The organism is Kribbella sp. NPDC031520, assembly GCF_055580825.1.
Genome location: NZ_JBVIKS010000001.1, coordinates 1,398,164 through 1,423,572, shown reverse-complemented (window position 1 = coordinate 1,423,572; position 25,409 = coordinate 1,398,164). Strand labels below are relative to the sequence as shown.

Annotated in this window: 28 protein-coding genes; 22 read left to right on the top strand and 6 right to left on the bottom strand. The window is 68.8% G+C overall.

Annotated elements, in window-relative coordinates; genetic code table 11:
- The first annotated feature begins 46 nt into the window (after positions 1–46).
- The 4 genes from ACZ5BU_RS07155 (at position 47) to ACZ5BU_RS07140 (ending at position 3,552) form a co-directional block, all read left to right on the top strand.
- Positions 47–1,000: a hypothetical protein gene (locus ACZ5BU_RS07155; protein WP_465696233.1), complete on the top strand. Its 954-nt coding sequence runs from the start codon at positions 47–49 to the stop codon at positions 998–1,000.
- 73 nt (positions 1,001–1,073) lie between these two features.
- On the top strand, positions 1,074–1,694 hold the full coding sequence (locus ACZ5BU_RS07150) for a TetR family transcriptional regulator (RefSeq protein ID WP_465696232.1): 621 nt from the start codon (positions 1,074–1,076) through the stop codon (positions 1,692–1,694).
- Positions 1,695–1,771: 77 nt separating this feature from the next.
- Positions 1,772–3,256 carry an MFS transporter gene (locus tag ACZ5BU_RS07145; protein ID WP_465696230.1) on the top strand — a complete coding sequence of 495 codons (1,485 nt, stop codon included), beginning with the start codon at positions 1,772–1,774 and terminating at the stop codon, positions 3,254–3,256.
- Positions 3,253–3,552 (top strand): thiamine-binding protein, encoded by a 300-nt coding sequence (locus tag ACZ5BU_RS07140; RefSeq protein ID WP_465696228.1) that lies wholly within the window; start codon positions 3,253–3,255, stop codon positions 3,550–3,552. Before ACZ5BU_RS07145 ends, ACZ5BU_RS07140 begins: the two co-directional genes overlap by 4 nt.
- Here ACZ5BU_RS07140 and ACZ5BU_RS07135 read toward each other — a convergent pair.
- The gene (locus tag ACZ5BU_RS07135) at positions 3,541–4,272 is read right to left on the bottom strand and encodes an SDR family oxidoreductase (protein WP_465696226.1); all 732 of its coding nucleotides are present in this window, start codon (positions 4,270–4,272) and stop codon (positions 3,541–3,543) included. The two genes, ACZ5BU_RS07140 and ACZ5BU_RS07135, sit on opposite strands and share 12 nt — an antisense overlap.
- Before the next feature lie 99 nt (positions 4,273–4,371).
- Here ACZ5BU_RS07135 and ACZ5BU_RS07130 point away from each other — a divergent pair, with 99 nt between their 5' ends.
- The 3 genes from ACZ5BU_RS07130 to ACZ5BU_RS07120 all read left to right on the top strand — a co-directional run bounded on the left by ACZ5BU_RS07130 (position 4,372) and on the right by ACZ5BU_RS07120 (position 8,117).
- Complete coding sequence (locus ACZ5BU_RS07130) at positions 4,372–5,232, top strand: helix-turn-helix transcriptional regulator (protein ID WP_465696224.1); 861 nt, start codon at positions 4,372–4,374, stop codon at positions 5,230–5,232.
- A 150-nt stretch (positions 5,233–5,382) separates the two neighbouring features.
- Positions 5,383–6,453, top strand: a complete 1,071-nt coding sequence (locus ACZ5BU_RS07125; protein WP_465696222.1) for a WD40/YVTN/BNR-like repeat-containing protein — start codon at positions 5,383–5,385, stop codon at positions 6,451–6,453.
- Between the two features lie 248 nt (positions 6,454–6,701).
- The gene (locus tag ACZ5BU_RS07120) at positions 6,702–8,117 is read left to right on the top strand and encodes a C40 family peptidase (RefSeq protein WP_465696220.1); all 1,416 of its coding nucleotides are present in this window, start codon (positions 6,702–6,704) and stop codon (positions 8,115–8,117) included.
- Positions 8,118–8,134: 17 nt separating this feature from the next.
- On the opposite strand, the gene ACZ5BU_RS07115 is transcribed toward ACZ5BU_RS07120, so the two are convergent.
- Genes ACZ5BU_RS07115 through ACZ5BU_RS07105 form a run of 3 tightly spaced genes read right to left on the bottom strand, consistent with a single transcriptional unit; the run spans position 8,135 to position 10,759 of the window.
- The gene (locus ACZ5BU_RS07115) at positions 8,135–8,842 is read right to left on the bottom strand and encodes an SDR family oxidoreductase (RefSeq protein ID WP_465696218.1); all 708 of its coding nucleotides are present in this window, start codon (positions 8,840–8,842) and stop codon (positions 8,135–8,137) included.
- A 47-nt stretch (positions 8,843–8,889) separates the two neighbouring features.
- Positions 8,890–9,780 carry a LysR family transcriptional regulator gene (locus ACZ5BU_RS07110; protein ID WP_465696217.1) on the bottom strand — a complete coding sequence of 297 codons (891 nt, stop codon included), beginning with the start codon at positions 9,778–9,780 and terminating at the stop codon, positions 8,890–8,892.
- 13 nt (positions 9,781–9,793) lie between these two features.
- Positions 9,794–10,759 (bottom strand): quinone oxidoreductase family protein, encoded by a 966-nt coding sequence (locus ACZ5BU_RS07105; RefSeq protein WP_465696215.1) that lies wholly within the window; start codon positions 10,757–10,759, stop codon positions 9,794–9,796.
- 88 nt (positions 10,760–10,847) lie between these two features.
- On the opposite strand from ACZ5BU_RS07105, the gene ACZ5BU_RS07100 reads away from it, so the two are divergent.
- Positions 10,848–11,285 (top strand): MarR family winged helix-turn-helix transcriptional regulator, encoded by a 438-nt coding sequence (locus tag ACZ5BU_RS07100; protein WP_465696213.1) that lies wholly within the window; start codon positions 10,848–10,850, stop codon positions 11,283–11,285.
- Here ACZ5BU_RS07100 and ACZ5BU_RS07095 read toward each other — a convergent pair.
- Complete coding sequence (locus ACZ5BU_RS07095; RefSeq protein ID WP_465696211.1) at positions 11,282–11,770, bottom strand: inorganic diphosphatase; 489 nt, start codon at positions 11,768–11,770, stop codon at positions 11,282–11,284. The two genes, ACZ5BU_RS07100 and ACZ5BU_RS07095, sit on opposite strands and share 4 nt — an antisense overlap.
- A gap of 50 nt (positions 11,771–11,820) precedes the next feature.
- Between ACZ5BU_RS07095 and dacB the strand changes: the two genes are divergently transcribed.
- The 14 genes from dacB (at position 11,821) to ACZ5BU_RS07025 (ending at position 24,214) form a co-directional block, all read left to right on the top strand.
- Positions 11,821–13,188: a D-alanyl-D-alanine carboxypeptidase/D-alanyl-D-alanine endopeptidase gene (dacB, locus tag ACZ5BU_RS07090; protein WP_465696209.1), complete on the top strand. Its 1,368-nt coding sequence runs from the start codon at positions 11,821–11,823 to the stop codon at positions 13,186–13,188.
- A gap of 29 nt (positions 13,189–13,217) precedes the next feature.
- Positions 13,218–14,309, top strand: coding sequence for a zinc-dependent metalloprotease (locus ACZ5BU_RS07085; RefSeq protein WP_465696208.1), 1,092 nt, complete (start codon positions 13,218–13,220; stop codon positions 14,307–14,309).
- Positions 14,281–15,321, top strand: a complete 1,041-nt coding sequence (tilS, locus tag ACZ5BU_RS07080) for a tRNA lysidine(34) synthetase TilS (protein WP_465696206.1) — start codon at positions 14,281–14,283, stop codon at positions 15,319–15,321. Before ACZ5BU_RS07085 ends, tilS begins: the two co-directional genes overlap by 29 nt.
- A gap of 4 nt (positions 15,322–15,325) precedes the next feature.
- Positions 15,326–15,880, top strand: a complete 555-nt coding sequence (gene hpt, locus ACZ5BU_RS07075) for a hypoxanthine phosphoribosyltransferase (protein WP_465696204.1) — start codon at positions 15,326–15,328, stop codon at positions 15,878–15,880.
- A 175-nt stretch (positions 15,881–16,055) separates the two neighbouring features.
- Entirely contained in the window at positions 16,056–18,101 is a 2,046-nt protein-coding gene (gene ftsH, locus ACZ5BU_RS07070; protein ID WP_465696202.1) for an ATP-dependent zinc metalloprotease FtsH, read from the top strand.
- Positions 18,102–18,173: 72 nt separating this feature from the next.
- Entirely contained in the window at positions 18,174–18,746 is a 573-nt protein-coding gene (folE, locus tag ACZ5BU_RS07065; protein WP_465696200.1) for a GTP cyclohydrolase I FolE, read from the top strand.
- 137 nt (positions 18,747–18,883) lie between these two features.
- A complete protein-coding gene (locus tag ACZ5BU_RS07060; RefSeq protein ID WP_465696198.1) occupies positions 18,884–20,020 on the top strand; it encodes a S1 family peptidase in 1,137 nt (378 codons plus the stop codon).
- Positions 20,021–20,134: 114 nt separating this feature from the next.
- Positions 20,135–20,932 carry a dihydropteroate synthase gene (gene folP / locus ACZ5BU_RS07055; protein ID WP_465696722.1) on the top strand — a complete coding sequence of 266 codons (798 nt, stop codon included), beginning with the start codon at positions 20,135–20,137 and terminating at the stop codon, positions 20,930–20,932.
- Positions 20,929–21,399, top strand: a complete 471-nt coding sequence (locus ACZ5BU_RS07050) for a nuclear transport factor 2 family protein (protein WP_465696196.1) — start codon at positions 20,929–20,931, stop codon at positions 21,397–21,399. The genes folP and ACZ5BU_RS07050 overlap by 4 nt, the downstream gene beginning before the upstream one ends.
- Before the next feature lie 75 nt (positions 21,400–21,474).
- Entirely contained in the window at positions 21,475–21,867 is a 393-nt protein-coding gene (gene folB, locus ACZ5BU_RS07045; RefSeq protein WP_465696195.1) for a dihydroneopterin aldolase, read from the top strand.
- On the top strand, positions 21,864–22,421 hold the full coding sequence (folK, locus tag ACZ5BU_RS07040; RefSeq protein ID WP_465696193.1) for a 2-amino-4-hydroxy-6-hydroxymethyldihydropteridine diphosphokinase: 558 nt from the start codon (positions 21,864–21,866) through the stop codon (positions 22,419–22,421). The genes folB and folK overlap by 4 nt, the downstream gene beginning before the upstream one ends.
- Before the next feature lie 59 nt (positions 22,422–22,480).
- Positions 22,481–22,933 carry a DUF3180 domain-containing protein gene (locus tag ACZ5BU_RS07035; protein ID WP_465696192.1) on the top strand — a complete coding sequence of 151 codons (453 nt, stop codon included), beginning with the start codon at positions 22,481–22,483 and terminating at the stop codon, positions 22,931–22,933.
- An 11-nt stretch (positions 22,934–22,944) separates the two neighbouring features.
- Complete coding sequence (locus tag ACZ5BU_RS07030; RefSeq protein WP_465696190.1) at positions 22,945–23,385, top strand: hypothetical protein; 441 nt, start codon at positions 22,945–22,947, stop codon at positions 23,383–23,385.
- 61 nt (positions 23,386–23,446) lie between these two features.
- The gene (locus tag ACZ5BU_RS07025; protein ID WP_465696188.1) at positions 23,447–24,214 is read left to right on the top strand and encodes an inositol monophosphatase family protein; all 768 of its coding nucleotides are present in this window, start codon (positions 23,447–23,449) and stop codon (positions 24,212–24,214) included.
- Between the two features lies 1 nt (position 24,215).
- Here the strand turns inward: ACZ5BU_RS07025 and ACZ5BU_RS07020 are convergent, their stop codons facing one another.
- Complete coding sequence (locus ACZ5BU_RS07020; RefSeq protein WP_465696186.1) at positions 24,216–25,409, bottom strand: NADH-quinone oxidoreductase subunit D; 1,194 nt, start codon at positions 25,407–25,409, stop codon at positions 24,216–24,218.

Genomic DNA, 25,409 nt, shown 5'->3' with positions numbered 1-25,409 from the left:
GTGCATCGAGCTGACTGAGAACATCCCCGCGAAGAGGCGGTCACCCATGAATCGTTCGTCTTTCACAGCCTGTGCGGCAGCTCTGGGGATGGCGGCGACAGTCGTCGTGCCGGCTCCAACGGTCGCGGCCGCCGCCATGTCGAAAAGCACAGTGAGCTCGACGGCGTGCGTGGTGACACCCGGCGCTGTCAACGCTGCCGGCGACGTCCAGCGCACCATGGTCGTCGCGAGCACACCGCCGACCGTCGAAGCCCTCGGCGGCCCGGACAAGGGCGTCTTCGCGCCGGGCCAGGTCCGGATCGCCGGCTCGACCGTGATCACTCCGGACGTGCCTGCGCCCTACACCGGCTACGTCTCCGGCTATCAGGTCATCGGTAGCTCGATGTACGACACCGGCTATTACTTCGGCGCCGACGGGAACTTCGACCCCACGAGCCTGTACCGATCGCTGGTCGGTGGTGGCTGGGGAAGCTTCACCTTCTTCGACGTGACCCGGTTCTACCCGGCGACGCAGTACGGGGGCGAGTACCGCCATCAGTACGCGTTGCGCTCGGACGGGACGCTGTTCCGTTGGCAGAACAACAAGCGCGCCGACTGGGCGAACAAGCAGTCCGCGCCTGGGTTCGCCGCGGTCAAGTCGATGGCGCTGATCAGCCAGACCCGGACGTACGAGACCTTCCTCGCCAACACCCGCAGCGGGGCGCTCTACACGATCAGGCTGCCGCTCAGCTCGCCGCTCAAGCCGGTGGTGAAACTGGTCCGCCGATCGACCTGGCAGAAGTTCGACACGCTCCTCGCGCGCAAGTGCGGTCAGTACGGCGTCGTGCTGCTCGCGATCGACAAGGACACCGGCCAGGGCTTCCTGTACGCCGTTGGGCATGCCAACGGAACGTCGACGGTGATCCAGGGGTTGGGGAAGGTACCGGCCGGCTACACGGACCCGGTGTACTACCGCAGTTCGATCATCCCGGGTTCCGAGCCGCAACCGTTCGGAGAGTGACCGATTGCACTCACTGCAAGATTTCAGAGTTAATAGTTTGCAGTGAGTGCAAGTTTCTGCCTAACCTGGTCAGGTGGGGGCTGAGGGTGGGTTGCGGGAACGCAAGAAGCTGCAGACGCGGGCGGCGCTGGCCGATGCCGCGCTGCGGCTGGCGTTGGAGAAGGGGCCGGAGCACGTCACGGTCGAGGAGATCGCCGAGGCGGCCGACGTGTCGGTGCGGACGTTCTTCAACTACTTCCCGCACAAGGAGCACGCGATCCTCGCGCGCAACCCGGAGCATCTCGACCGGGCGCTCGAGCGGATGCGGACCGCGCCCGCCGGCGAGTCGCCGCTGACCACGATGTGGTTGATCGTGCGCGACGTACTGCGCGAGCTCGAGAGCGACGGGCAGTTGTCGCGGCGCGGCGAGCTGATCATGAGCTCCCCGACGCTGCTGTACCAGCTGATGATGTCGAGCATCGACGACGAGCGTCAGCTCACCGAAGCACTCACCGAGCGGATGGGCGAACCGGCCGGGTCGATCCGGCCCGCGCTGATCGTCAGTACCGCGGGCGCCGCCTGCCGGGTGGTGATGGAGCTGCACAAGAGCGCTCCGGACCGGCCGATCCCCGGCCTGCTCGACGAAGCGTTCGAACTACTTGCCCAAGGCATCGACACCGCCTTCGGGCCGTCCAACCGGAAAGGCAACTCATGACGACGACCTCGTCACCCACTCCTGAGTCCGTGGGTGCGGTCAGTCCCTCACTCACCCCGCGGCAGACGATCCAGGCCATGTCCGGCCTGATGATGGGACTGTTCGTGGCGATCCTGGCCGGCACCGTGGTGTCGACCGCGCTACCGAGGATCATTCACGACCTCGGCGCGAGCCAGTCGTCGTACACCTGGGTCGTCACGCTCGAGCTGCTGACGATGACCGCCACCGTGCCGTTGTGGGGCAAGCTCGCCGACCTGTACAACAACAAGCTGCTGATCCAGCTGTCGCTGAGCTTCTTCGTGGTCGGCTCGCTGGTGGCAGGCTTCGCGCCGAACATCGAGGTGCTGCTCGGCAGCCGCGTCCTCCAGGGCCTCGGCGGTGGCGGTCTGACCGCGCTGGTACAGATCGTGATGGCGGCGATCATCCCGCCGCGCGAGCTCGGCCGGTACTCCGGGGTGTTCGGCGCGATCTTCGCGTCAGCGACGGTCGGCGGGCCGTTGCTCGGCGGCTTCCTGGTCGACTCTCCGCTCGGCTGGCGGGCCTGCTTCCTGATCGGTGTGCCGTTCGTGATCGCGGCGATGATCCTGCTGCAGCGGACGCTGAACCTGCCGACGGTCAAACGGGACGTGAAGATCGACTGGTGGGGTGCGGTGCTGATCATGGGCGGTGTCAGCACGCTGCTCGTCTGGTCCTCGTTCGCCGGGAACAAGTTCGACTGGGTCTCCGGCTGGAGCTTCGCGCTGGTCGCGGCGGCCGCGGTCCTGCTGCTGGCCGCCGTACTCGTCGAACGCCGGCACCCGGAGCCGATCATCCCAATGGACCTGTTCCGCAACCGGACGGTGACGCTGGCCATCGTCGCGAGCGCACTGGTCGGCGTCGCGATGTTCGCCGGTTCGGTATTCCTCGCGCAGTACTTCCAGATCGCGCAGGGCTACACGCCGACCAAGGCCGGCCTGATGAGCCTGCCGATGATCCTCGGCATGATGACCGCGTCCACGATCGCCGGCGCGCTGATCACGAAGTACGGCCGGTGGAAGATCTACCTGGTCGTCGGCAGTGTGCTGCTGCCGATCGGGCTCGGGTTGTTCGGCACGATCGATGCGCAGACGTCGAAGTACATGCTGTGGGGCTTCATGCTGGTCCTCGGTGTCGGCATCGGTCTCGTCATGCAGAACCTGGTCCTCGCGGCGCAGAACGACGTACCGGCCCGCGAGCTGGGTGCGGCGACGTCGGCCGTCAGTTTCTTCCGGAGCATGGGCGGCACCATCGGCGTCAGCGTCCTCGGTGCGATCCTCGCCAACAAGATCACCGAGACGCTGAACCCCGGCGGTGCGTCCTCCGGCGGCGGGAACGCCGTACCGAACATCAAGGACCTCCCGGAGCAGGTGCGGGTCGTCGTCGAGAACGCGTACGGCGACGCGACCGCGGACCTGTTCATGATGTCGGTGCCGTTCGCCGTACTGGCCCTGATCGCGGTCCTGTTCATCAAGGAGAAGGCGCTGCTCACCACCTCCGGAGCCGAGCGCCGAGCACAGGAGGAGCCTGACATCCTGGACGCATGATCGTTGCTTTCAGTATCAGCCCGTCGGCAGGTGACGAGACCGGAGGCGTGAGCGAGGCGGTGGCCGAGGCCATCCGTGTCGTTCGTGCCTCCGGTCTTCCCAACGAGACCAACGCGATGTTCACGAACATCGAGGGGGAGTGGGACGAGGTGATGGCAGTGGTGAAGCAGGCCGTCGACGCCGTGGCCGCCGCGTCGCCTCGGGTGAGTTTGGTGTTGAAGGCCGACATCCGGCCGGGGTACACCGGTCAGCTGACCGCGAAGGTCGAGCGGATCGAGCAGGCGTTAGCGGACTGAGTTGAGGGCCGCGACGACGGCCTCGTAGCGGTTCTCCTTCTCGGCGTTGCGAAGGAAGTGGACGCGCTTGACCAGGATCTCCTCGGCGTCGGGGTTGTCGTGGAGGAGCTGGATGGTTTCGTCGGCGTACTCGGCCAGCGGCATGGCGTGCGGGTCGTTCTCCTGGTTGAGCATGGTGGTCTGTACCGCGGGCGGGACGAGCTCGATCACCTGGATCGGGAGCTGGTGGCGGAGGCTCTGGGTGTAGCTGTGGATGGCTGCCTTCGTCGCGTTGTACGTCGGCGTCATCACCAGCGGGACGAACGCGAGACCTGAGCTGACCGTCATCACGACCCCGTCCGGTTGCTCGAGCAGGTGTGGCGTGAAGGCCGTGATCGTACGGATCGTGCCCAGCAGGTTGATCGTGATGATCTCTTCGGCCAGTGCGAGGTCGTGGTTCAGGAGGTCCTCGGGCTGCATGATGCCGGCCATCGTGATCAGGACGTTGAGCTCGGGGTACTTCGTGGTGACTGCTTCGTAGGCGGCGGTGATCGACGTCGGGTCGGCCACGTCGAGTTCTACGCCGTCGATGTGGTCCTCGGCGGCGATCCGGTCGAGGAGGTCCTTGCGGCGGCCGCTGATGATCACGGTGTTGCCGAGGTCGCGGAAGCGGCGGGCGAGTTCGAGGCCGATACCCGACGTACCGCCGGTGAGGAAGATCGTGTTGCCGGTCGTTTTCATGACTCCAGGCTGCGACTGGATGCCGACGGCAACCAGGCTGCGGTCAGCCACTGCTCGGCAAGCAGTGGCTAACGACCGGGACCCGTGGACACTGGACGTATGGAGTACTCCGAGCTGTCCGACTTCCTGCGCAAACGCCGCGAGGCCCTGCAGCCCGAGGACGTCGGCATGCCGCGCGGACGCCGCCGCCGTACGCCGGGCCTGCGCCGCGAGGAGGTCGCCGCGCTGGCGTCGATGTCGGCCGACTACTACAGCCGGCTCGAGGGCGGCCGCGGCCCGCAGCCGTCGGCCGAGATGCTCGGCGCGATCGCGCGGGCGCTCCGCCTGACGCTCGAGGAGCGCGACCACCTGTTCCTGCTGGCCGGCCACGGTACGCCGCAACGGACCACGCGGGCGTGCCACGTCGACCCGGGCATGCTGCGGATCCTGGACCGGCTGCAGGACACTCCCGCGATGCTGCTGAACCGCTGCGGCGAGGTCGTCGCACAGACGCCGACGCACGTCGCGTTCGCCGGCGAGCTGACCAACTTCCAGGGCATGGAGCGCAGCGAGGTCTACCGCTGGTTCGTCCACCCGGAGACCCGGATCCTGTACGCCGAACCCGAACTGTCCACGCACAGCCGGCTGCTCGTCTCGATGCTGCGTACGGTCGCGACGATCGACGGCCCGAAGTCGTACGCCGCCTCGATCGTGCGGGCGCTGCAGAAGGCCAGCCCGGAGTTCGCCGAGATCTGGGACGCGCACGAGGTGGTTGTCGCGCACAGCCGGACCAAGCGGTTCCGGCACCCGTCGGTCGGCGAGCTGGAGCTGTACTGCGAACTGATCGACAACCGCGACCAGCAGCAGACCCTGATCGTCTTCACCGCCGAACCAGGCAGCGAGAGCGCCGAGAAACTGCGGCTGCTGAGCGTTCTCGGCAGTCAAACGATAGGCATCGATCGGGTGTTGATCGAAGACTGAAACGTCTGCAACCGGCCGGGTGTCAACTCATCTTTGTGAACCCACCAACCACTTCCGGGCCCGAGAAATGGTTGGTGGGTTCACAAAGATGACAGGTCCGGGCCTGGATGCGTTCGGACACAGCCCTGTGGGTGGGCTAGGTTCACGCGCATGAGAATCCTGCGTGTGGCCGCTCTCGCGGCAGGAGGTCTGTTGTTGATGGCGAACGTCGTACCCGCTCAGGCGCACGGCGGACCGTCGTACCGGTGGGAGTTGACGCCGACCGGTACGACGGCGCAGTTCCGTGGGCTGGCTGCGGTCAGCAAGGACGTCGCCTGGGTGGGAGGTACGTCGGGCACCGTCTTGCGGACGGTCGACGGCGGGAAGCACTGGCAGAACGTGAGCCCGGCCGGGGCGGAGAGCCTGCAGTTCCGCGACGTCGAGGCGTTCGACGCGCGGCGGGCCGTCGCGCTGACGATCGGGGAGGGTGAGGATTCCCGGGTCTACCGCACCGCCGACGGCGGCCAAACGTGGTCGGAGACTTTCCGCAACACCGATCCGAACGCGTTCTACGACTGCATCGCGTTCAACGACGACAAGCACGGGCTGGCGATGAGCGACCCGGTCGACGGAAAGTTCCGGATCGCGGCCACCTCGGACGGTGGCAAGTCCTGGACGGTACAGCCGACCGGCGGGATGCCGGCCGCGCTGACCGGTGAGTTCGGGTTCGCCGCCAGCGGGACGTGTCTGGTCGCCGGACCTGGCCGGACGGCGTGGTTCGCGACCGGTGGTGGCGACCGGCCGCGGGTGTTCCGGACCGACGACGGCGGCATGCACTGGACGGTCGCGGACTCGCCGATGGCCAGTGGTGCCGCGGCCGGAATCTTCAGTCTGGCGTTCCGGAACACGTTGTTCGGCGTTGCCGTCGGCGGCGACTTCACCAAGCCGACCGAGGCGGTGAACGCGGCGTCGGTGACGTACGACGGCGGTCGCACGTGGCGGCTCGTACCGGCGGACCAGGCGCCGAAGGGCTACCGGAGCGGCTCGCACTTCGTCCCGTGGTCGCCGTTCACCGTGATCGCGGTCGGTCCGTCCGGCAGCGACGTGAGTGTCGACGGCGGTCGTAGCTGGAAGCAGTTCTACGACGGCAGCTTCGACAGCGTCGAGTGCGCCGGCCACGGCATCAACGCCGGCTGCTGGGCCTCCGGCGCGAAGGGCGCCGTCGGCCGCCTGGTGCACTGACGTTCAGCAGTCCCGCAACGCCCCTCCGTCACGGATACGGAGGGGCGTTTTCACGCGCCCACCTGGGACTTCACGGAATTACAAGCTTGTAGTTTGTCAAGCCGACACACGGGTGAAACAAAGATACTTGTGTGAAAACTGTTCCCAATGGGGCTGTAGGCAACTAGTGTCACCTATGTGGTCCAGGAGGACCAAAAGTTCACGAACCCTGGGGAAGGGGTTCGTGACCGGCGGAAGGAACGATCCCGATGCGGACGCCCCAACGGGCCAGGTCCGGCGAACGGGTCGCGAGTGCTGGGAAGACCGGACGGGCAGGCAAGGTGCTGCTCTCCGGGGTGCTCGCGATCTGCTTGGCCGGCTCGATGGCCCTGCCCACGCTCCCGGCCGAGGCAGCCAAGCCGAAGCCGCCGGTGATCCCGTCCAAGGCCGCGGTCGAGCGGGCCAAGCAGGCCGCCAGCTCGAAGGCCGCCCAGGTCGCCAAGATCGAGCGCGAGCTCGCCGCCGCGAACGCCCGGCTCGAGCAGCTCGGTATCCAGTCCGGCATCGCCGACGAAGCGTACAACGGCGCCGTGTACCGGTTGCAGCAGGCGAAGGCCGCCGCGACCGCCGCCGCGGCCCGCGCCAAGGAGGCGGAGCAGACGCTGGCCGTCCAGCGGCAGCAGATCGGCCGCTTCGCCGCCGCGTCGTACCAGGGTGGCGGCGACATCGCGAAGCTCGCGCCGCTGTTCACCGCGGACGGCCCGCAGCAGCTGCTCGACTCCGCCGGCGCCCAGCACTCGGTGTCGGCCGCGATGCAGGGCTCGTACCTGCGGTTCTCGGCCACCCAGGTGATGACCAACCTGTTCAAGGTGCAGGCCGACCAGGCGCTCGCCAAGGTGAAGAAGGCCACCGACGAGGCGGCCGCGGCGAAGAAGGCCGCTGAGGCGGCGGAGGCCGCGCAGGCGGCAGCCGTGACCGCGATCGGCGTCCAGCGGACGAACTCGATCAACCAGCTCGCCGTACTGCAGAACATCTCGGTCAAGGTCGCCGCGCAGCGGCAGCGTGGGCTCGAGGAGCTCGCCCGGATCAAGGCCGCCGAGGAAGCCGCCCGCAAGGCCGCCGAGCTGAAGCGCCGGATCGCCGCCCGCGAGGCCGCCGAACGTCGCGCCGCGGCCGCCGAGCGCGCCCGCGAGGAGCAGGAAGCCCGCGAAGAGGCCAAGAAGAACCACGGCAAGAAGCCGAAGCACCACAAGCCCTCCGGCGACAACGGCGATGGCAACGACGGTGGCGGCAACGACGGCGGCGGCAACTCCTCGGGCGGGGACGCGTCGGCGGCGATCAGGTTCGCGATGCACCAGCTCGGCGACATGTACCTGTGGGGTGCCACCGGTCCGAACCGCTGGGACTGCTCCGGTCTGACGCAGGGTGCCTGGGAGCGGGCCGGCGTCCAGCTGCCGCACTACAGCGTCGCGCAGTACGAGCAGATCCAGCACATCCAGGAGGACGACCTGCGGCCCGGCGACCTGATCTTCTGGGCGCTGAACCCGGACGACCCGGGCACCATCCACCACGTCGCGATGTACATCGGCGGCGGGATGATGATCCACGCCCCGCGGACCGGCAAGCCGGTGCAGATCGACAGCGTCTACTACTGGATCCCACCGAACTTCTTCGGCCGCCCGTAGCCGAAGTCGCATTCCTGTTAGACGAGCCGGTGTCCGCCGTCGGCGTGGAGGACGGTGCCGGTGATGAAACCGTTGCGCAGCAAGGCGATGATCGCGGCCGCGATGTCCTGGGTACGGCCGATGCGGCCGACCGGAAGCCGGTCCGCCATCGCGGCCAGGGTCGCGGCCGCGGCGTCGCCGGCGACGTCCTGCCAGATCGGCGTGTCCACCCAGCCGGGCGAGATCACGTTGACGCGCAGTGGCGCCAGTTCGACGGCGAGCGCCGCGGCCAGCGAGGCGAGTGCGCCGTTGAGTGCCGCGAGCAACGATGCGCGAGGCCCGGGGCGGTACGCCGCGATGCCGGACGTGAACACGATCGACCCGCCGGGTTCGAGTACGGGTGCGCCGTGCTTGGCGAGCAGCAGCGGCCCGAGCAGCTTGGAGTCGACGGCAGACCGGGCCGCGTTCACGTCGTACTCGATGATCGGCTGGTAGGCGCCGCCGACGTCCGCCGCGGTGGTGACGATGTGGCTGACCTTGCCGGTGGTCGCGAACAGCCGCTCGGTGTCCCGCTCGTTCCCGAGATCCATCTCCACGGTCCGTACGCCGAGCTCCCGGCGTACTGCTTCCAGCTTCGCGGGCGTGCGCCCGGCGATAGTGACTTCGCTGCCCTGGGCAACGAGTTCGGCGGCGAGCGCACGGCCCATACCTGAGCTGCCGCCGACGATCACGACGTGTTCCTGCAACTGAATCTCCTTCAATGGTTGACGTTTCGAGCCAACCACCGCGGAGGTCAGTCCGCCACGACTTGTTGCCTAATCACCGTTAGGCCGGGGCTAACGGTCATCGCCCGCAGGACCGGGTTGGTCGAGTCGGTGCGCCAGACGGCGGCGTACCGGGCCACCAGCGGGCGGCCCGCGAGTGGTCGCCAGACGACGTCCGGGGTCGCGGCCCGGCGGGACCCGAGGCTGATCGCGGACCGCCGTACGAGCAGGGCGGACCGGAGCTGGGAGTGACTCATGCTGATGTCGCTCAGCCGGACGCCGGACCCGATCCGGCGGAGCGTGTCGTCGTGGAACTCGGGCGCGGCGGCCCGTGGGATCCAGATCAGCTCGAGTCCGCTCAGGTCGTCGAAGGTGAGCTCGGCGCGCTCGGCGAGCGGGTGCCCGGCGGTCAGCAGTACGCCGAGCTCCTCGGTGGCCAGGTGCTCCGAGGTGACTGCCGGTGGCAACGTCACCGGCGTACGGACCAGGGCGAGGTCGATCTCGCCGGCGTCGAGCATCCGGAGCTGGTCCGTGGTGGTCCCTGCCTCCAGCGTGACGGTGCTGTTCGGGAAGCGTTCCGTGGCGAGCTGTTCGAGCGCCGCCGGGAGCCAGCCGGGGATGCCGTTCAGCAGGCCGAGGCGGAGCACCGGCTCGTCCAGACCGGCGGCCCGGCGCGTGTCCTTCAGCGCCAGGCCGGCCGCCTGGAGGGTTTCCCGAGCGCGGGTCAGGAAGACCTGGCCGGCCGGGGTGAGTTCGACACCGCGGGAGTGCCGGATCAGCAGCCTGGTACCGACCTCGCGTTCGAGCTGCTTGATCTGCTGGCTGAGCGTCGGCGTGGAGATGTACAGCCGCTCGGCGGCCTTGCCGAAATGCAGTTCTTCGGCGACGCCGACGAAGTACCGCATCTGCCGAAGCTCCACGCCGCTCAGTATTTCAGGGGGTTGCGACCATCCGCCCCAGGTTTGTCCGGGCGTCGAGGGTCTCGTGGATCCGGGCGACCTCGGCGAGTGGATGGGTGGCATGGACGACGGGCCGCAGGTCGCCGGTCCGCCAGCGCCGGACGACCTCGGTGAGGTCCGCGTGGGCTGCCTCGGGGCGGGCTTTGCGCCAGCCCACGATCGCGACGCCGGTGACCGACTTGAACCCGAAGAGGGCGCTGAGCGGTATCACCGGCAGCTCGGTGGTGATGGCGCCGTACGTCACCATGGTGCCGACCGGCCGGATCAGGCCGAGGCCCTGCTCGAAGACCTTGCCGCCGACCGCGTCCAGGACCGCGTCGACGCCGTCGGGAGCGAGTTCGCGGACCTTGGCCGGCCAGTCCGGGTCGGTCAGGTCGACGGCCTCGGCGCCGAGCGAACGGATGAAGTCGAGGCGGTGCGGGGAGGACGCCGTACCGATGATCGTCTTGGGGTCGTAGGAGTGCGCGAGCTGGACGGCGAGGTGGCCGATGGTGCCGGCCGCCGAGTGGATCACCAGCGCGCCGCCGGCCGGGACGTGCGCGGTCTCGAGCAGCCGGTAGGCGAGCGGGCCGGTCATCGCCATCATGGTCGCCTCGGCCGCGTCGGCGTCGTCCGGGATCGGGGCGAGGAACGCGGCGTCGGCGACGGCGTACTCGGCGAACGCGTCCTCGGCCAGCGCCGCGACCCGTTGGCCGACCGCGACACCGGGCGGGGTCTCCGGGCCGAGTGCCGTGATCCGGCCGACGACCTCACCGGTCAGTGCGCCGGGGAGGGGGCGGTCCCAGGGCGTGCCGCCGCGGCGGAGGACGGTGTCGATCGCGTTCGCACCGATGGCCTCGGCCTGGATCAGCACCTGGCCGGGGCCGGGATCGGGTACGGCGACCTCGTCGAGCTGGAGGACGTCGGGACCGCCGTGGCGGTGGTAGCGCACTGCGCGCATCGTGGGTGCTCCATATCGTGGGATATATAAATAATGGGAGATTCCCACGATAACGCCAAGTGGAGGCGCTGCCAATAGAGTTGATGGGGTGGATACGTCGCCGAACCATCGGCTGTCCGACCAGGTGCTGTTCGCGCTCGGCCGGGCGAGCCAGCACGCCCAGCGGCTGGTCCGGCAGCACATGACCGAAGGCGGCGTCCGGACGCTGCACTACCACGTGCTGGCGAGCCTGGCCGACGACGGCGAGGCGGTCCAGGCGACGCTCGCGGACCGGATCGGGATGGATCGCAGCGACCTGGTCACGCTGCTCGACGAGCTCGAGGAACTGAAGCTGCTGGCGCGCCGGGTCGACGCCGCCGACCGGCGCCGGAAGATCGTCGCGATCACGCCGGCCGGCGAGGAGCACCTGACGGACATGGACCAGCTGATCTACGCCGCCGAGGCGGACCTGCTGGCACCACTGACCGCGGCGGAGCGCAAGACCTTCTTGAGCCTGCTCCGCCGCGTCTCAGCAGATCAGGACTAGTGGCCTTCGGCCTTCAGGCGTTCGAAGGAGGCGGTGATCTCTTCCTCGGCGGCCGCGCGGCCGACCCAGGTGGCGCCCTCGACGGACTTGCCGGGTTCGAGGTCCTTGTAGACCTCGAAGAAGTGCTGGATCTCCAGCCGGTCGAACTCCGGCACGTGATGGATGTCGCGCAGGTGCTCCTGGCGCGGGTCACCGGCCGGGACGCAGAGCACCTTGTCGTCCGGGCCCTTCTCGTCGGTCATCCGGAACATGCCGATCGCGCGGGCCTTGATCAGGCAGCCCGGGAAGGTCGGCTCCGGCAGCAGGACGAGCGCGTCCAGCGGGTCGCCGTCCTGGCCCAGGGTGTCCTCGATGAAGCCGTAGTCGGACGGGTACTGCGTCGCGGTGAACAGGGTGCGGTCCAGGCGCAGACGGTTCGTCTTGTGGTCCAGCTCGTACTTGTTGCGGGTGCCCTTGGGGATCTCGATGAAGACGTCGAACTCCATACGGCAGATACTGTCACGGTTCGGACCGACGAAATGACAGGAGCAGCCCGGTGGCCCGACCTGCCCGTGCGGCATTCGTCACGCTGCTGACCACCGCGCTGTGCGCGGGACTCGTCAGCAGCGCCCGCGCCGTACCCGCATCCGTGCAGACAGCTGCCTTACAGACAGCTGTGCAGGCCCCGCCGGTGCTGGCTCCGCTGACGACCGAGGGTGCTGCTCCGACCGCGGCTGGTGTCGGCGCGGCGCTGGCGGCGATCTTGAAGGACCCGTCGCTCGGCCCACACCACGGCATCTACGTGTACGACGCGTCCCGCGGGAAGCCGGTCTTTTCGGTCGGGGCCGCGACGCCGTACACGCCTGCCTCCACGTTGAAGCTGCTGACCACGGTGTCGGCCCTCTCGACGCTCGGGCCGGAGCACACGTTCGCCACGAAGGTCGTGAGTACCGGCAAGGGCTCGATCGTGCTGGTCGGCGGCGGCGACCCGCTGCTCACTGTGCAACAGGCGACCGACTACCCGGCCCGTGCGACCCTCCAGACGCTCGCGGCGAGTACGGCGAAGGCCCTCAAGGCCCAGGGGGTCGCCTCGGTCACTCTCGGGTACGACGCCTCGCTGTTCACGGGCCCGGCCGTCAACACGCACTGGGAGGCGAAGTACGTACCGGAGGGCATCGCCGCCCCCACCTCCGCGCTATGGGTCAACGAGGGACGCATTGCTCCAGGAATGGCCAAGCGGTCGCCGTCACCGCCGCTGGCAGCTGCGGCGTCGTTCCAGAAGCTGTTGCAGCAGTACGGCATCAGGGTGGCCGGTGCCACCAAGGCGACCGTAGCGCCGCCGACGGCGACGTCTGTGGCGCAGGTGAAGTCACCGACGCTCGGGCAGATCGTCGAGTACATCAACCTGCACAGCGACAACGACGGCGCCGAGACGCTCCTGCGCCACGTCGGGATCGCTACCGGCAACGGAGGGTCGTACGCCGGCGGTGTGGCGGGCGTACGCGCCACGCTGACCAAGCTGGGCCTCGACGTGTCCAAGGCGACCATCTACGACGGCAGCGGCCTCACCCGCGCCAACAAGGTCCCGTTGGAGCTGCTGGCCGGTGCTGTACGCGTAGCCGTCTCGAAGGACCACCCAGAGCTGCGGCACCTCCTGACCGGTCTACCGATCGCCGCCTTCAACGGAAGTCTCACCAAGGGGAAGCGGTTCACTACGCCAGGCACCAGCTTTGGTACCGGACTGGTCCACGCGAAGACCGGAACGCTGACCAACGTCCACAGCTTGGCCGGGTATGCCCGTGACCGCACCGGCACGCTGCTGGTGTTCGCGATCGCCAGCGACAGTGTTCCGGAGCCGAAGACGCTGGATGCCCGGGCGGCACTCGACCATGCAACCGCGATCCTTGCCAACTGCGGCTGCTGATTGTTGGGACAAACCACTAGGGTTTTGTTATGAGTACGGCTGAAGGCGGGACCACGACCGAGTTGGTCGACTGGCAGCTGGCGACTGGCGTGGCGCGGAAGCTGGTGCGCCCCGGCCCGGCGGTCAGCCGTGCGGAGGCGGACCAGGTGGTCGCCGACCTGCGGCAGTTCGCTGCCGAGTCCGAGGAGCACGTCCGCGACTTCACCGGGCTGCAGGCCACGTCGGCCACCGCGCCCGTGGTGATCGTCGACCGCCCGGGCTGGGTGCAGGCGAACGCGGACGGCCTGCGGACCGTGCTGCAGCCGCTCGCCGACAAGCTCCGCGAGAAGGCCGACCGTGCTGCCCTGTCGTCGGCGGTCGGCTCGCGGGTGACCGGTATCGAGGCCGGCGCGCTGCTGGCGTTCCTGTCGTCGCGGGTGCTCGGCCAGTTCGACCCGTTCTACCCCGCGAAGCCCGACCCGGACAGGCCCGGCGTCACTGGGCGGCTGCTGCTGGTGGCCCCCAACGTGGTGCACGTGGAGTCCGAGCTGGGCGTCGTACCGCGGGACTTCCGGTTGTGGGTTTGTCTGCACGAGGAGACCCACCGGGTGCAGTTCACCGCCGTACCGTGGCTGCGCGATCACCTGCGGTCGGAGATCGCCCTGTTCCTGGACCAGGCCGAGCTGGACGCGTCGGCGTACGCGGCGATGTTCCGGGAGGCCGTGCAGCGGCTGGGGCGGTCGGTGCGCGGTGAGGGCGAGCTGAGCCTCGTGGACCTCATGCAGTCACCGGAGCAGCGTGCGGTGCTGGACCGGCTGACCGCGGTGATGTCGCTGCTCGAGGGCCACGCGGACTTCGTGATGGACGGGGTCGGGCCGACGGTGATCCCGACCGTCGAGACGATCCGGTCCAAGTTCACGTCGCGGCGGGCCGGCGGGAACCCGGTGGACCAGCTGCTGAAGCGCCTGCTCGGGCTGGACGCCAAGCTGCGGCAGTACAAGGACGGTGCGGCGTTCGTACGTCGCGTGGTCGACCGAGTGGGTATGGAGGGCTTCAACCGGGTCTGGACCGGTCCGAACACGCTGCCGACCAAGAACGAGATTGCGAACCCCGATGCCTGGGTCGCCCGACTCCACGGCTGAGAGCCTGATCGAGGGACGGCGCGGGAAGCTCCACCCGGCCGTCGCCCGAACACGCGAGGCCGTACGCGCGACGCTGTCCGAGCTGCCGCGGGGCACGACGGTGCTCGTGGCCTGCTCCGGTGGGACGGACTCGCTCGCGCTGGCGGCCGCAACCGCGTTCGAGGCCCCGAAGCTCGGGCTGCGGGCGGGGGCGGTCGTGGTGGACCACGGGCTGCAGGCTGACTCCGCTCACGTGGCGGAGGTCGCTGCTGAGCAATGCCGGTCTGTTGGGCTGGACCCTGTGCAGGTGAGGGCGGTCGAGGTCGGTACTGGGGGCGGGCCGGAGGGTGCTGCTCGGACGGCTCGGTACGACGCTCTGCGTGATGCGGCGGATGAGCTGGCCGCCGACGTCGTTCTGCTGGCGCACACACGTGATGACCAGGCGGAGACCGTTCTACTGGGGCTGGGCCGCGGTTCCGGTGCGCGTTCGCTGGCCGGCATGGCTCCGGTGGTGGGGCTCCTCAGGCGGCCGTTCCTCGAGGTGCCTCGGGCTACTACGGCGGCCGCCTGTATCGCGTCGGGACTGCGGCCGTGGCACGACCCGCACAACGACGATCCGCAGTACACACGGGTCCGCGTACGGCACGAGGTGCTGCCGGTGCTGGAGGAGGCGCTGGGACCCGGCGTGGTCGAGGCCCTGGCTCGTACGGCGGGCCTGCTCCGGGCGGACGCCGACGCACTGGACCAGCTCGCCGCGGACGTCGCCGAGACCGCACTGAGCCGTGCCGAAGGACAGGTCCGCTGCGACGTCGGCGTGCTCGTGGAAGAGCCCCCCGCGATCCGCACGCGCGTACTACGACAGGCCGCGCTGGAAGCCGGTTGCCGGGCCACGGACCTGTCCGCGGGGCACGTCGCGGCCGTCGACGCGCTCGTCACCGACTGGCGCGGCCAGCGCTGGATCGATCTGCCGCAGGGGATCCGCGCGGTTCGCCGGGGCGGATTCATCGCATTCGGCCCTGATGTGACAGGCTGACCGCGTGGATGCTTCGGACATCGAGAAGGACCTGAACACGATCCATTACACCGAGGACCAGATCCTGGCGAAGCTGCGGGAACTGGCCGGGCGGATCGAGCAGGACTACGAGGGCAAGGACCTCCTCATCGTCGGCGTTCTCAAGGGCGCCGTGATGGTGATGGCCGACCTCGCCCGGGCACTCACCCGGCACGTCGAGATGGACTGGATGGCGGTCTCGTCGTACGGCTCCGGGACCAAGTCGTCCGGCGTGGTCCGGATCCTGAAGGACCTGGACACCGACATCAGCGGCCGGCACGTGCTGATCGTCGAGGACATCATCGACACCGGCCTGACGCTCACCTGGCTGGTCAGCAACCTGCAGTCCCGCGGGCCGGCCTCGGTCGAGATCTGCACCGCGTTCCGCAAGCCGGACGCGGCGGCCAAGATGGCGGTCCCGGTGAAGTACGTCGGCTTCGACCTGCCGGACGAGTTCGTCGTCGGGTACGGGCTGGACTACGCCGAGAAGTACCGGAACCTGCGCTGCGTCGCGACACTGGCGCCGCACGTCTACTCCTGATCCTGCCTTCAGGGCAGACTTTGGTGGCGGCCTGTACAACGGGTCGTACTGTCCATTGGTGACCCTCCTGCTGTGTTGTCTTGTGCGGCACGAGACACTTGGACTGGTATTACCGTCACAAGCCCGTCACACCCGGGCCTGCCGAGCTAGGAGGGACGGGGCCCAGGCCTCGATCATGGACGTGAAGCGCATCTTCCGCGGACCCCTGTTCTGGATCGTCGTCGCCTTCCTGGGCGTACTGGTGATCGGGCAGCTCCTGACCGGCTCGACCGGCTACAAGACCGAGCCCACCGGCCAGGTCGTCCAGCTCATCCAGCAGGCCAAGTCGTCGAGCGACAAGACGATCAAGTCGGTGACGCTGAACAACCCGGACGAAGAGATCCGGGTCGAGAAGACCGACGGGACCAAGATCCGGGCGCACTACGTCGACGGCCAGGGCGAGACCCTGGGCACCGACCTGCAGGCCCTGTTCCAGGACAGCAAGATCGAGCGGTACGACGTGGAGAACCCGAAGCCGAGCTTCATCGGCCAGGTGTTCTCGACGCTGATCCCGTTCCTGCTGATCGCGGTCGTGTTCATCTTCCTGATGAACTCGATGCAGGGCGGCGGCTCCCGGGTGATGAGCTTCGCCAAGTCGAAGGCGAAGCTGGTCACCAAGGACACCCCGAAGACCACGTTCGCCGACGTCGCCGGTGTGGACGAGGCGATCGAGGAGCTGCAGGAGATCAAGGAGTTCCTGCAGGAGCCCGGCAAGTTCCAGGCCGTCGGCGCCAAGATCCCGAAGGGCGTGCTGCTCTACGGCCAGCCCGGTACCGGTAAGACCCTGCTGGCCCGTGCGGTGGCCGGCGAGGCCGGCGTGCCGTTCTACTCGATCTCCGGTTCGGACTTCGTCGAGATGTTCGTCGGTGTCGGCGCCTCCCGGGTCCGGGACCTGTTCGAGCAGGCCAAGACGAACGCCCCGGCGATCGTGTTCATCGACGAGATCGACGCCGTCGGCCGGCACCGTGGTGCGGGTCTCGGCGGCGGCCACGACGAGCGCGAGCAGACCCTGAACCAGCTGCTGGTCGAGATGGACGGCTTCGACGTCCGCGGCGGTGTGATCCTGATCGCGGCCACCAACCGGCCCGACGTACTCGACCCGGCGCTGCTCCGGCCCGGCCGCTTCGACCGGCAGATCGCCGTCGACGCGCCGGACATGCCCGGCCGGCAGAAGATCCTCAAGGTGCACGCCCGTGGCAAGCCGATGGCGCAGGACGTCGACCTCACCGCGGTCGCCCGCCGTACGCCCGGCATGACCGGCGCCGACCTGGCCAACGTGCTGAACGAGGCGGCCCTGCTGACCGCCCGGTCGAACGCGCAGATCATCGACAACCGCGCGCTGGACGAGGCGATCGACCGCGTGATCGCCGGCCCGCAGCGCCGGACCCGGCTGATGTCGGACAAGGAGAAGGTGCTCACCGCGTACCACGAGGGCGGGCACGCCCTGGTCGCGGCGGCGCTGCCGCACTCCGACCCGGTGCAGAAGGTGACGATCCTGCCGCGTGGCCGCGCGCTCGGCTACACGATGGTGATGCCGGACGAGGACAAGTACTCGACCACTCGCTCGGAGATGCTGGACAAGCTGGCCTACATGCTCGGTGGCCGGGCGGCCGAGGAGATGGTCTTCCACGACCCGACCACGGGCGCGTCCAACGACATCGAGAAGGCGTCGGCGCTGGCCCGGGCGATGGTCACGCAGTACGGCATGACCGAGCGGCTGGGTGCGATCAAGTTCGGCCAGGACGGCAGCGAGCCGTTCCTGGGCCGGGACTTCGGCAGCCAGCGGAACTACTCCGAGGAGATCGCGGCCGCGGTCGACGAGGAGGTCGGCAAGCTGATCCTGAACGCGCACCAGGAGGCCTTCGACATCCTGGTCGAGAACCGGTCGGTCCTGGACCACCTGGTCGAGGAGCTGCTGGAGAAGGAGACCCTCGACAAGCACCAGATCGCCCGGATCTTCGAGCCGGTGATCATGCGCGAGCGGCGGCCGGCCTGGACCGGCTCGTCCACCCGGGTGCCGTCCGACCAGCCGCCGGTGATGCCGGTCCCCGCCGAGCAGAACGGGCACGACGGCCAGAACGGCTCGCTGTCCGACGTCCTGCCGGGTGGCTCCGTCGGCCCGGACGAGGCGATCCGCCCGCCGGACTACGGCAGCGGCCCGACCCCGCCGAGCCACCAGTAACCAGGCACCGCGAACGCCGCCACCCAGCCGGGTGGCGGCGTTTCTGCGTGCCCGACGGGTAGCGTTCCAAGGATGACGTCACCGAAGTTCGACCACGCCCGGGCGGAACGGGCGGTCCGCGAGCTGCTGTTCGCGATCGGCGAGGACCCGGACCGGGAGGGGCTGCGGGACACCCCGGCCCGGGTGGCCAGGTCGTACGCCGAGATCACCGCCGGCCTCGGGCAGCGGGCCGAGGACGTACTGACCACCACCTTCGCGCTCGAGCACGACGAGATGGTGCTGGTGAAGGACATCGAGGTGTGGAGCCTCTGTGAGCACCACCTGGTGCCGTTCACGGGGGTCGCGCACGTCGGGTACATCCCGAGCCGCGACGGGCGGATCACCGGCCTGTCGAAGCTCGCCCGGCTGGTCGACGTGTACGCGAAGCGCCTGCAGGTCCAGGAGCGGCTGACCACGGAGATCGCCGAGTCCCTGGTGGAGCTCCTGCAGCCGCGCGGCGTGATCGTGGTGATCGAGTGCGAACACCTGTGCATGACCATGCGCGGCGTCCGGAAACCGGGCGCGAAGACGATCACCTCCGCGGTCCGCGGCATGCTCCGCAACCCGGTCACCCGCGCCGAGGCGATGAGCCTGATCGTTGGTTGACCCACCCGTAGCCCGGGGGCCGGTGGCGTCGTTGAAGGTTTGAGAGTCCGGGACTATGGACATTCTGTCGCTGAGCGTTTACTTTCCGTAGTGGTGCTTGGCCAACGGGGACCAGGTGCCGGTGTGAGGAGGACAGGATGTCGGGGCGTTTCCGGATCGGCGCCGCAGTGGCCGGGGTCGTCGTCCTGACGGCGGGCGGGCTCGCCGCAGCGAACTGGGCCACCGCGGACACGCGGACCAAGACCGCGCCGAAGGTCACCACGAAGACGCCTGTCGACCCGCTGGTCGCGGAGACCCTGGAGTCGGAGCTCGGCTCGGACTCGGGATTCGTCGGCAGCTACTACGACGACGCGGGCGAGTTGGTCGTCGCGGTCTCCGACCTGTCGACGGCCGCGCTGGTCCGGCAGATCGGCGCGATCCCGCGCCTGGTCAAGTACACGGCCCGCCAGCTGAACGCCGTACAGGGCGAGCTGAACCACCTCGCGAGCACCTCCAGCGCCGGCAAGGTCCGGTCCTGGTACGTCGACCCGGTGTCCGGCACCGTGGTCGTGTCGGTGCCGAAGAACGCGCACGACCTGATCACCGAGCGGTTCCTGTCCCGCGCCGAGGCGAACGGCGACCGGGTGACGATCCGCCGGGTCGCCGGCACCATCCGGACCACCGCGGACGACTTCGGCCTGCGCGGCGGCGTCCAGGTCGACAAGAACACCGGGTACGTCTGCTCGCTCGGCTTCAACGCCCGGACCCGCAAGGGCACCCGGATCTTCCTGACGGCGGGGCACTGCACGGCCGGCAAGCCGTCGTTCTCCCGGAACGGCTACGTCCTCGGCGACACGTACACCTCGACCTTCCCGGGCAGCGACTTCGGTTCGGTCGGCGTGATCGAGGGCTGGGACCAGCAGGGGTACGTCGAGGGCTGGGGCAACGGCAACGTCGCGGTCGAGGGGATCGCCGACGCCACCATCGGCTCGACGCTGTGCAAGTCCGGGAAGAGCACCGGCTGGACCTGCGGCCGGATCGTCGCCCGGAACGTGACCGTCAACTACGGCAACAACCGCGTCGTCCGCGGCCTGTTCGAGCACACCGCCTGCGTCGAGGCGGGCGATTCCGGCGGCGCCAACATGACCGGCAACTACGCGCAGGGCATCACCAGCGGCGCGGCCCTGATCAACGGGCAGTGCCTCGAGAAGTACGGCCAGACCAACGAGTCGTACTCCCAGCCGATCGGCGTCGTTCTGCAGTCCACGAAATCGCGGCTGATTCTCGCGAACTGAGCGATCCTCGGGCCCAGCCTGCGGAGTGGGGGTGGGGGCTACTACGGTGTCTGGGTGAGAACTGAGCCGTGGGGTCACGTGGACGGGTTGCCGGTGCTGGACCGGTGCCTCGTCATGGGCGTGGTGAACGTGACGCCGGACTCGTTCTCCGACGGTGGCGAGTGGTTCGAGCCGAGCGCCGCGATCAAGCACGGCCGGGAGTTGCTGGCCGAGGGCGCGGACCTGCTCGACGTCGGTGGTGAGTCGACCCGGCCGCGGGCCGTCCGGCCGTCCGAGGAGGAGGAGCTCCGCCGGGTGATCCCGGTCGTCGAGGCGCTCGCCGCGGACGGCGCGATCATCTCGGTCGACACGATGCGGTCCCGGGTCGCGGAGCTCGTCCTGGACGCCGGCGCCACGATGATCAACGACGTGTCCGGCGGGCTCGCCGACCCGGACATGCTCCCGCTCGTCGCCGAGCGCAAAGCGCCGTACCTGTGCATGCATTGGCGCGGCCACTCGATCGACATGCAGAACAAGGCGGAGTACGGCGACGTGGTCGCGGAGGTGATCGCCGAGCTGGCCGAACGCCTCGAGGCGCTGCGCGCGGCCGGCCTCGACCTGAACCGGGTCGCCCTCGACCCCGGGCTCGGTTTCGCGAAGAACGCCGACCACAACTGGGAGATCCTCCGCCGGATGCGGGAATTCGCCGTACTGGGAAGACCGTTGCTGATCGGTGCGTCCCGGAAGACGTTCCTCGGTAGGCTGCTCGCCGACGAGCAGACCGGTGAACCCAGACCGGCCGTACGACGAGACGACGCGAGCGTGGCCGTATCCGCCCTGGCCGCCGCCGCGGGTGCCTGGTGTGTCCGGGCGCACGCGGTGGCACCCAACGTGGACGCGGTCCGGGTGGCACAGAGATGGGGAACGGTATGACGGATGCACCACGGCAGGGCACCGGAGGCGATGCGCGTGGGGCTACCGTCGAGGCTGCCGTGCTGAACGCCAACACGGCGTTCTACAACGCGTTCGAGGCCGGCGACCTCGATCTGATGGCGGCCGTCTGGCTGCCCGAACCCGATCCGGTCTGCGTGCACCCGGGCAACGCGGCGATCTCCGGGTACGCCGAGATGATGCGGGCCTGGGCGATGATCTTCGCGAACACGCCCTACATCCAGTTCTTCCTCACCGACGTGCAGGTACGGGTGGCTGAAGACGTGGCATACGTCACGTGTACGGAGAATGTCCTGTCGTCGGGTGAGGGTGCGCCGGAGGACGGGTTCGCGGGCGGCAAGGCGTACGCGACCAACGTCTTCCGCCGAACTTCTGGTGGCTGGCGGTTGTGGATCCACCATGCCTCCCCGGTACTGTCGTCTGGGGGCCGACAGGAGGAGGCGCCGTGAGCGAGCGGAGCGAGGTCACCATCAAGCACAGCGCGCTCGTGCCTCATCCGCGCCCGCAGCGAAGCGAGGACGTGGATGAGTAATCCCGTTTTAATCCCTCCTGATGTGATCGAGATCCGGGGTATCCGCGGGTTCGGGCGCCACGGGGTGTTCGAGCACGAGCGGGCCGACGGACAGGAGTTCGTCGTGGACGTCCGGCTGGAGCTGGACACCCGGGCCGCGGCGGCCTCCGACGACCTGGCCGACACCGTGAACTACGGGGTGGTGGCCGAGCGGGTGCACCAGGCGATCGAGAACGACCCGGTGGACCTGATCGAGACCCTCGCCCAGCGCATCGCCGATCTCTGTCTCGCCGACGAACGGGTGACAGCGACGGCCGTGACCATCCACAAACCCTCGGCGCCGATCACGGTGCCGTTCGACGACGTTGTCCTGACCGTGCAGCGCAGAGCCGGAGAATCCTCGTGACTGAGACCCCTAGTCCCCACGTCATCGACGCCGACACCCTGAGCGGCGGCCTGCGGCCGATCCGCCAGGTGATCCTGTCGCTCGGCAGCAATCTCGGCGACCGTGAGGCGAACCTGCAGGGCGCGGTCGACGCGCTGCGGGACACCCCGGACGTCGTGGTGGTCGAGGTGTCGCCGGTGTACGAGACCGAACCGGTCGGCGGGCCGGACGAGTCCGGGCCGTACCTGAACATCGTGCTGCTCGCGGACACCACACTCGCGGTCGACCTGCTGCTGGAGCGCGCGCACGCGGTCGAGGAGGCGTTCGGCCGGGAGCGCAGTGTGCCGGGCGCGCCGCGGACCCTCGACATCGACCTGATCACCTACGGGCAGAAGACGATCGAGACCGAGGAGCTGACCATTCCGCACCCGCGGGCGCACGAGCGGGCGTTCGTGCTGGCGCCGTGGCTCGACATCGAGCGGGACGCCGTACTGCCGGGCCACGGTCCGGTCGCGGAGCTGCTCGCCAAGGTCGGTACCGACGGCGTGACCAAGCTCGACATCGAGCTGCAGTAGTGGTGTCCGGCGGTACCGAGCCCGGCCGGGCACCCCAGCAGGAACCGCCCTCGGGTTCGGTGCGGCCGACGTCTCGCCGGCTGCTGATCGCGATCGCCGTCCTCGGTGTCGCGGTCGGCGTCACGCTGGTCAAGGCTGTCGAATCCCGCGGCGGCGTCGCACCGACGGTGTCCTGGCTGTCGCTGATCGCCTGGGCCTTCCTGGCCGCGCTGCTGTTCGCGGCGGCCCGCAACACCCACCAGCGGATCCAGGTACGGCGCGAACGGATGGAGCCGTCGCGCGCGGTCTTCCTGTTGATGATCGGGAAGGCGAGTGCCTTCGTCGGCGCGTTGTGCGCCGGTGTTTACGCAGGGTTCGCGTTAAGCTTCGTACAAGCGATGGGCTTCTCGGGGCCTCGTAACCGTGTGATCATGGCCGGCGCCGCGGCGGTGATCTCAGTGCTGGTCGTCACGGCCGGATTGTTGCTCGAACGTGCGTGTCGCATTCCCGAGGACCCCGACGAGACCCCCTAACATGGCGACCCATGGGGTCAAGGGGTAGCCGCCGTCGAACCAGGACCACAGTTCTCACCGTTGCCAACGGTCTGCTGATCGTTGTCTGCCTGGGGGTGAGTATCGCGCTGTTCTCGCAGAACGCGTGGATTCTCCGGGCCGCCGCTGGTGGGGCCGTACTGGTCGCGATCGCTGCCTCTGTGCTGTTCCGGCACCAGTTGCTGGTGGAGCGGCTGGCCCACTCGGACGAGCGTGCGCAGGTCGCGCAGGAGTACTCGCGGATCACCAGCGCGCGCGTTGTCGAGAACGCCGAGTTCGTCGATCTGATGCAGCGCCGGCTGGACAAGATCGACCAGCGGCTGGACAAGATCGACCAGGAGGTCGCCACGGTGGTTGCCGCGGGCGACAAGCACTCGCAGGCCGACGCGCCGACCGTCGTGGACCTCAAGCTGCGCGGCCTGGCCGCTTCCTGAGTTCCCGCCTGGTGGACCGCCGGGCAGGCGGCCGGCGGCGGCACCGCGTAGGTTCTGGGGTGTGGATCTTGCGGAGTTGTTGAAGGTTGCCGGGGCTGCGGTCGACGTGGGGCGCGCGGTGACCGAGCGGATGACGCCTGGAGTGCTGACCTCCAAGGGGGATCGGGACATGGCCTCCGAGGTGGACTTCGCCGTGGAGCGGGAGGTGCGGGAGTTCCTCGAGCGGGAGACGCCGGAGATCGGCGTACTCGGCGAGGAGGAGGGCGGCGCCACCGACGGGACGCGTTGGGTGCTGGACCCGATCGACGGCACGGTCAACTTCATCCATGGCCTACCGCTGTGGGCGATCTCGCTCGGCCTGATCCACGAGGGCCGCGCTGTCGCCGGCGTCATCGACCACCCCGCGCTGAAGACGACGTACGCCGCAGCCGAGGGCCTGGGCGCGACCTGCAACGGCAAACCGATCCGCGGCAGCGAATGCGCGAACCTGTCCGACGCATTGGTTGCCGTAGGCGACTATGCCGTCGGCCCGAACGCGGAGCAGCTGAACGCCGACCGCATCGCCCTGACGCAGCGCCTCTACCCGCGGGTCCAGCGACTCCGGATGATCGGTACGGCGGCCACCGCCCTGACCTGGACCGCGAACGGCTACTTCGACGCGCTGATCATGTTCTCCAACAAGCCCTGGGACACCATGGCCGGCGTAGCCATCTGCCGCGAAGCAGGACTCACAGTCCTCGACCTCGACGGCACCGACCACGCCCCAGAGTCCCGCGGCGTCTTCGCGGTCAGCCCCTACCTGAAGAACCAGTTGCTCGAACTGATCTGACCTACTTGTCGATGTCGCCGACGACGAAGAACATGCTGCCGAGGATGGCGATCATGTCGGGGATCATCGTGCCGGGCAGTAGCGCAGGTAGTGCGGAGATGTTGTTGAAGCTGGCCGAGCGGAGCTTCAGCCGCCACGGGGTCTTGTCGCCGCGGGAGACCAAGTAGTACCCGTTGATGCCGAGCGGGCTCTCGGTCCAGGCGTACGTCTGCCCCTCGGGCACCTTCAGGATCTTCGGGAGCCGGACGTTGACGGGGCCGGCCGGCATCGATGACAGCTTGTCGAGGCAGGCGTCGACCAGGTCGAGGGACACCTTCACCTGTTCGAGCAGTACGGAGAAGCGCGCGAAGCAGTCGCCCTCCGGACGGGTGACGACCCGCAGCACGTCCTGCAGTTCGCCGTACGCGAGGTAGGGCTCGTCGCGGCGCAGGTCGGCGTCCACGCCGGAGGCACGCGCGATCGGCCCGGAGACGCCGTACTGCGCGACGAGTTCGGGGGAGAGCTTGCCGATGCCGACGGTGCGGGCGCGGAAGATCTCGTTGCCGAGGACGATCTCCTCGATGTCGGGCAGCCGCTTGCGGACCGCGGCGGAGGCGGCGGACGCGCGGCCGAGCCAGCCGTACGGCAGGTCCTCCTTCAGCCCGCCGACCCGGTTGAACATGTAGTGCATCCGGCCGCCGGACAGCTCCTCCATCACCGCCTGGATCGTCTCGCGCTCGCGGAACGCGTAGAACACCGGCGTGATCGCGCCGAGCTCGAGCGGGTACGAGCCGAGGAACATCAGGTGGTTCAGCACCCGGTTCAGCTCGGCCAGCAGGGTACGCAGCCAGACGGCGCGTTCGGGGACCTCGAGGTTCATCATCCGCTCGACGGCGATCACCACGCCGAGCTCGTTCGCGAACGCGGACAGCCAGTCGTGCCGGTTCGCCAGCACGATGATCTGCCGGTAGTCGCGGACCTCGAACAGTTTCTCGGCGCCGCGGTGCATGTAGCCGATGATCGGCTCGCAGCCGGCGATCCGCTCCCCGTCCAGGGTCAGCCGCAGCCGCAGTACGCCGTGCGTCGCCGGGTGCTGCGGCCCGATGTTGAGCACCATGTCGGTCGTCGGCAGGTCCGTCCCGGCGCCACCCCGCTCGTACGCAGGGTCGAATCCAGCGGCTCCGGCCCCGACTCCCACGACCTTTTCCGTGCTCAT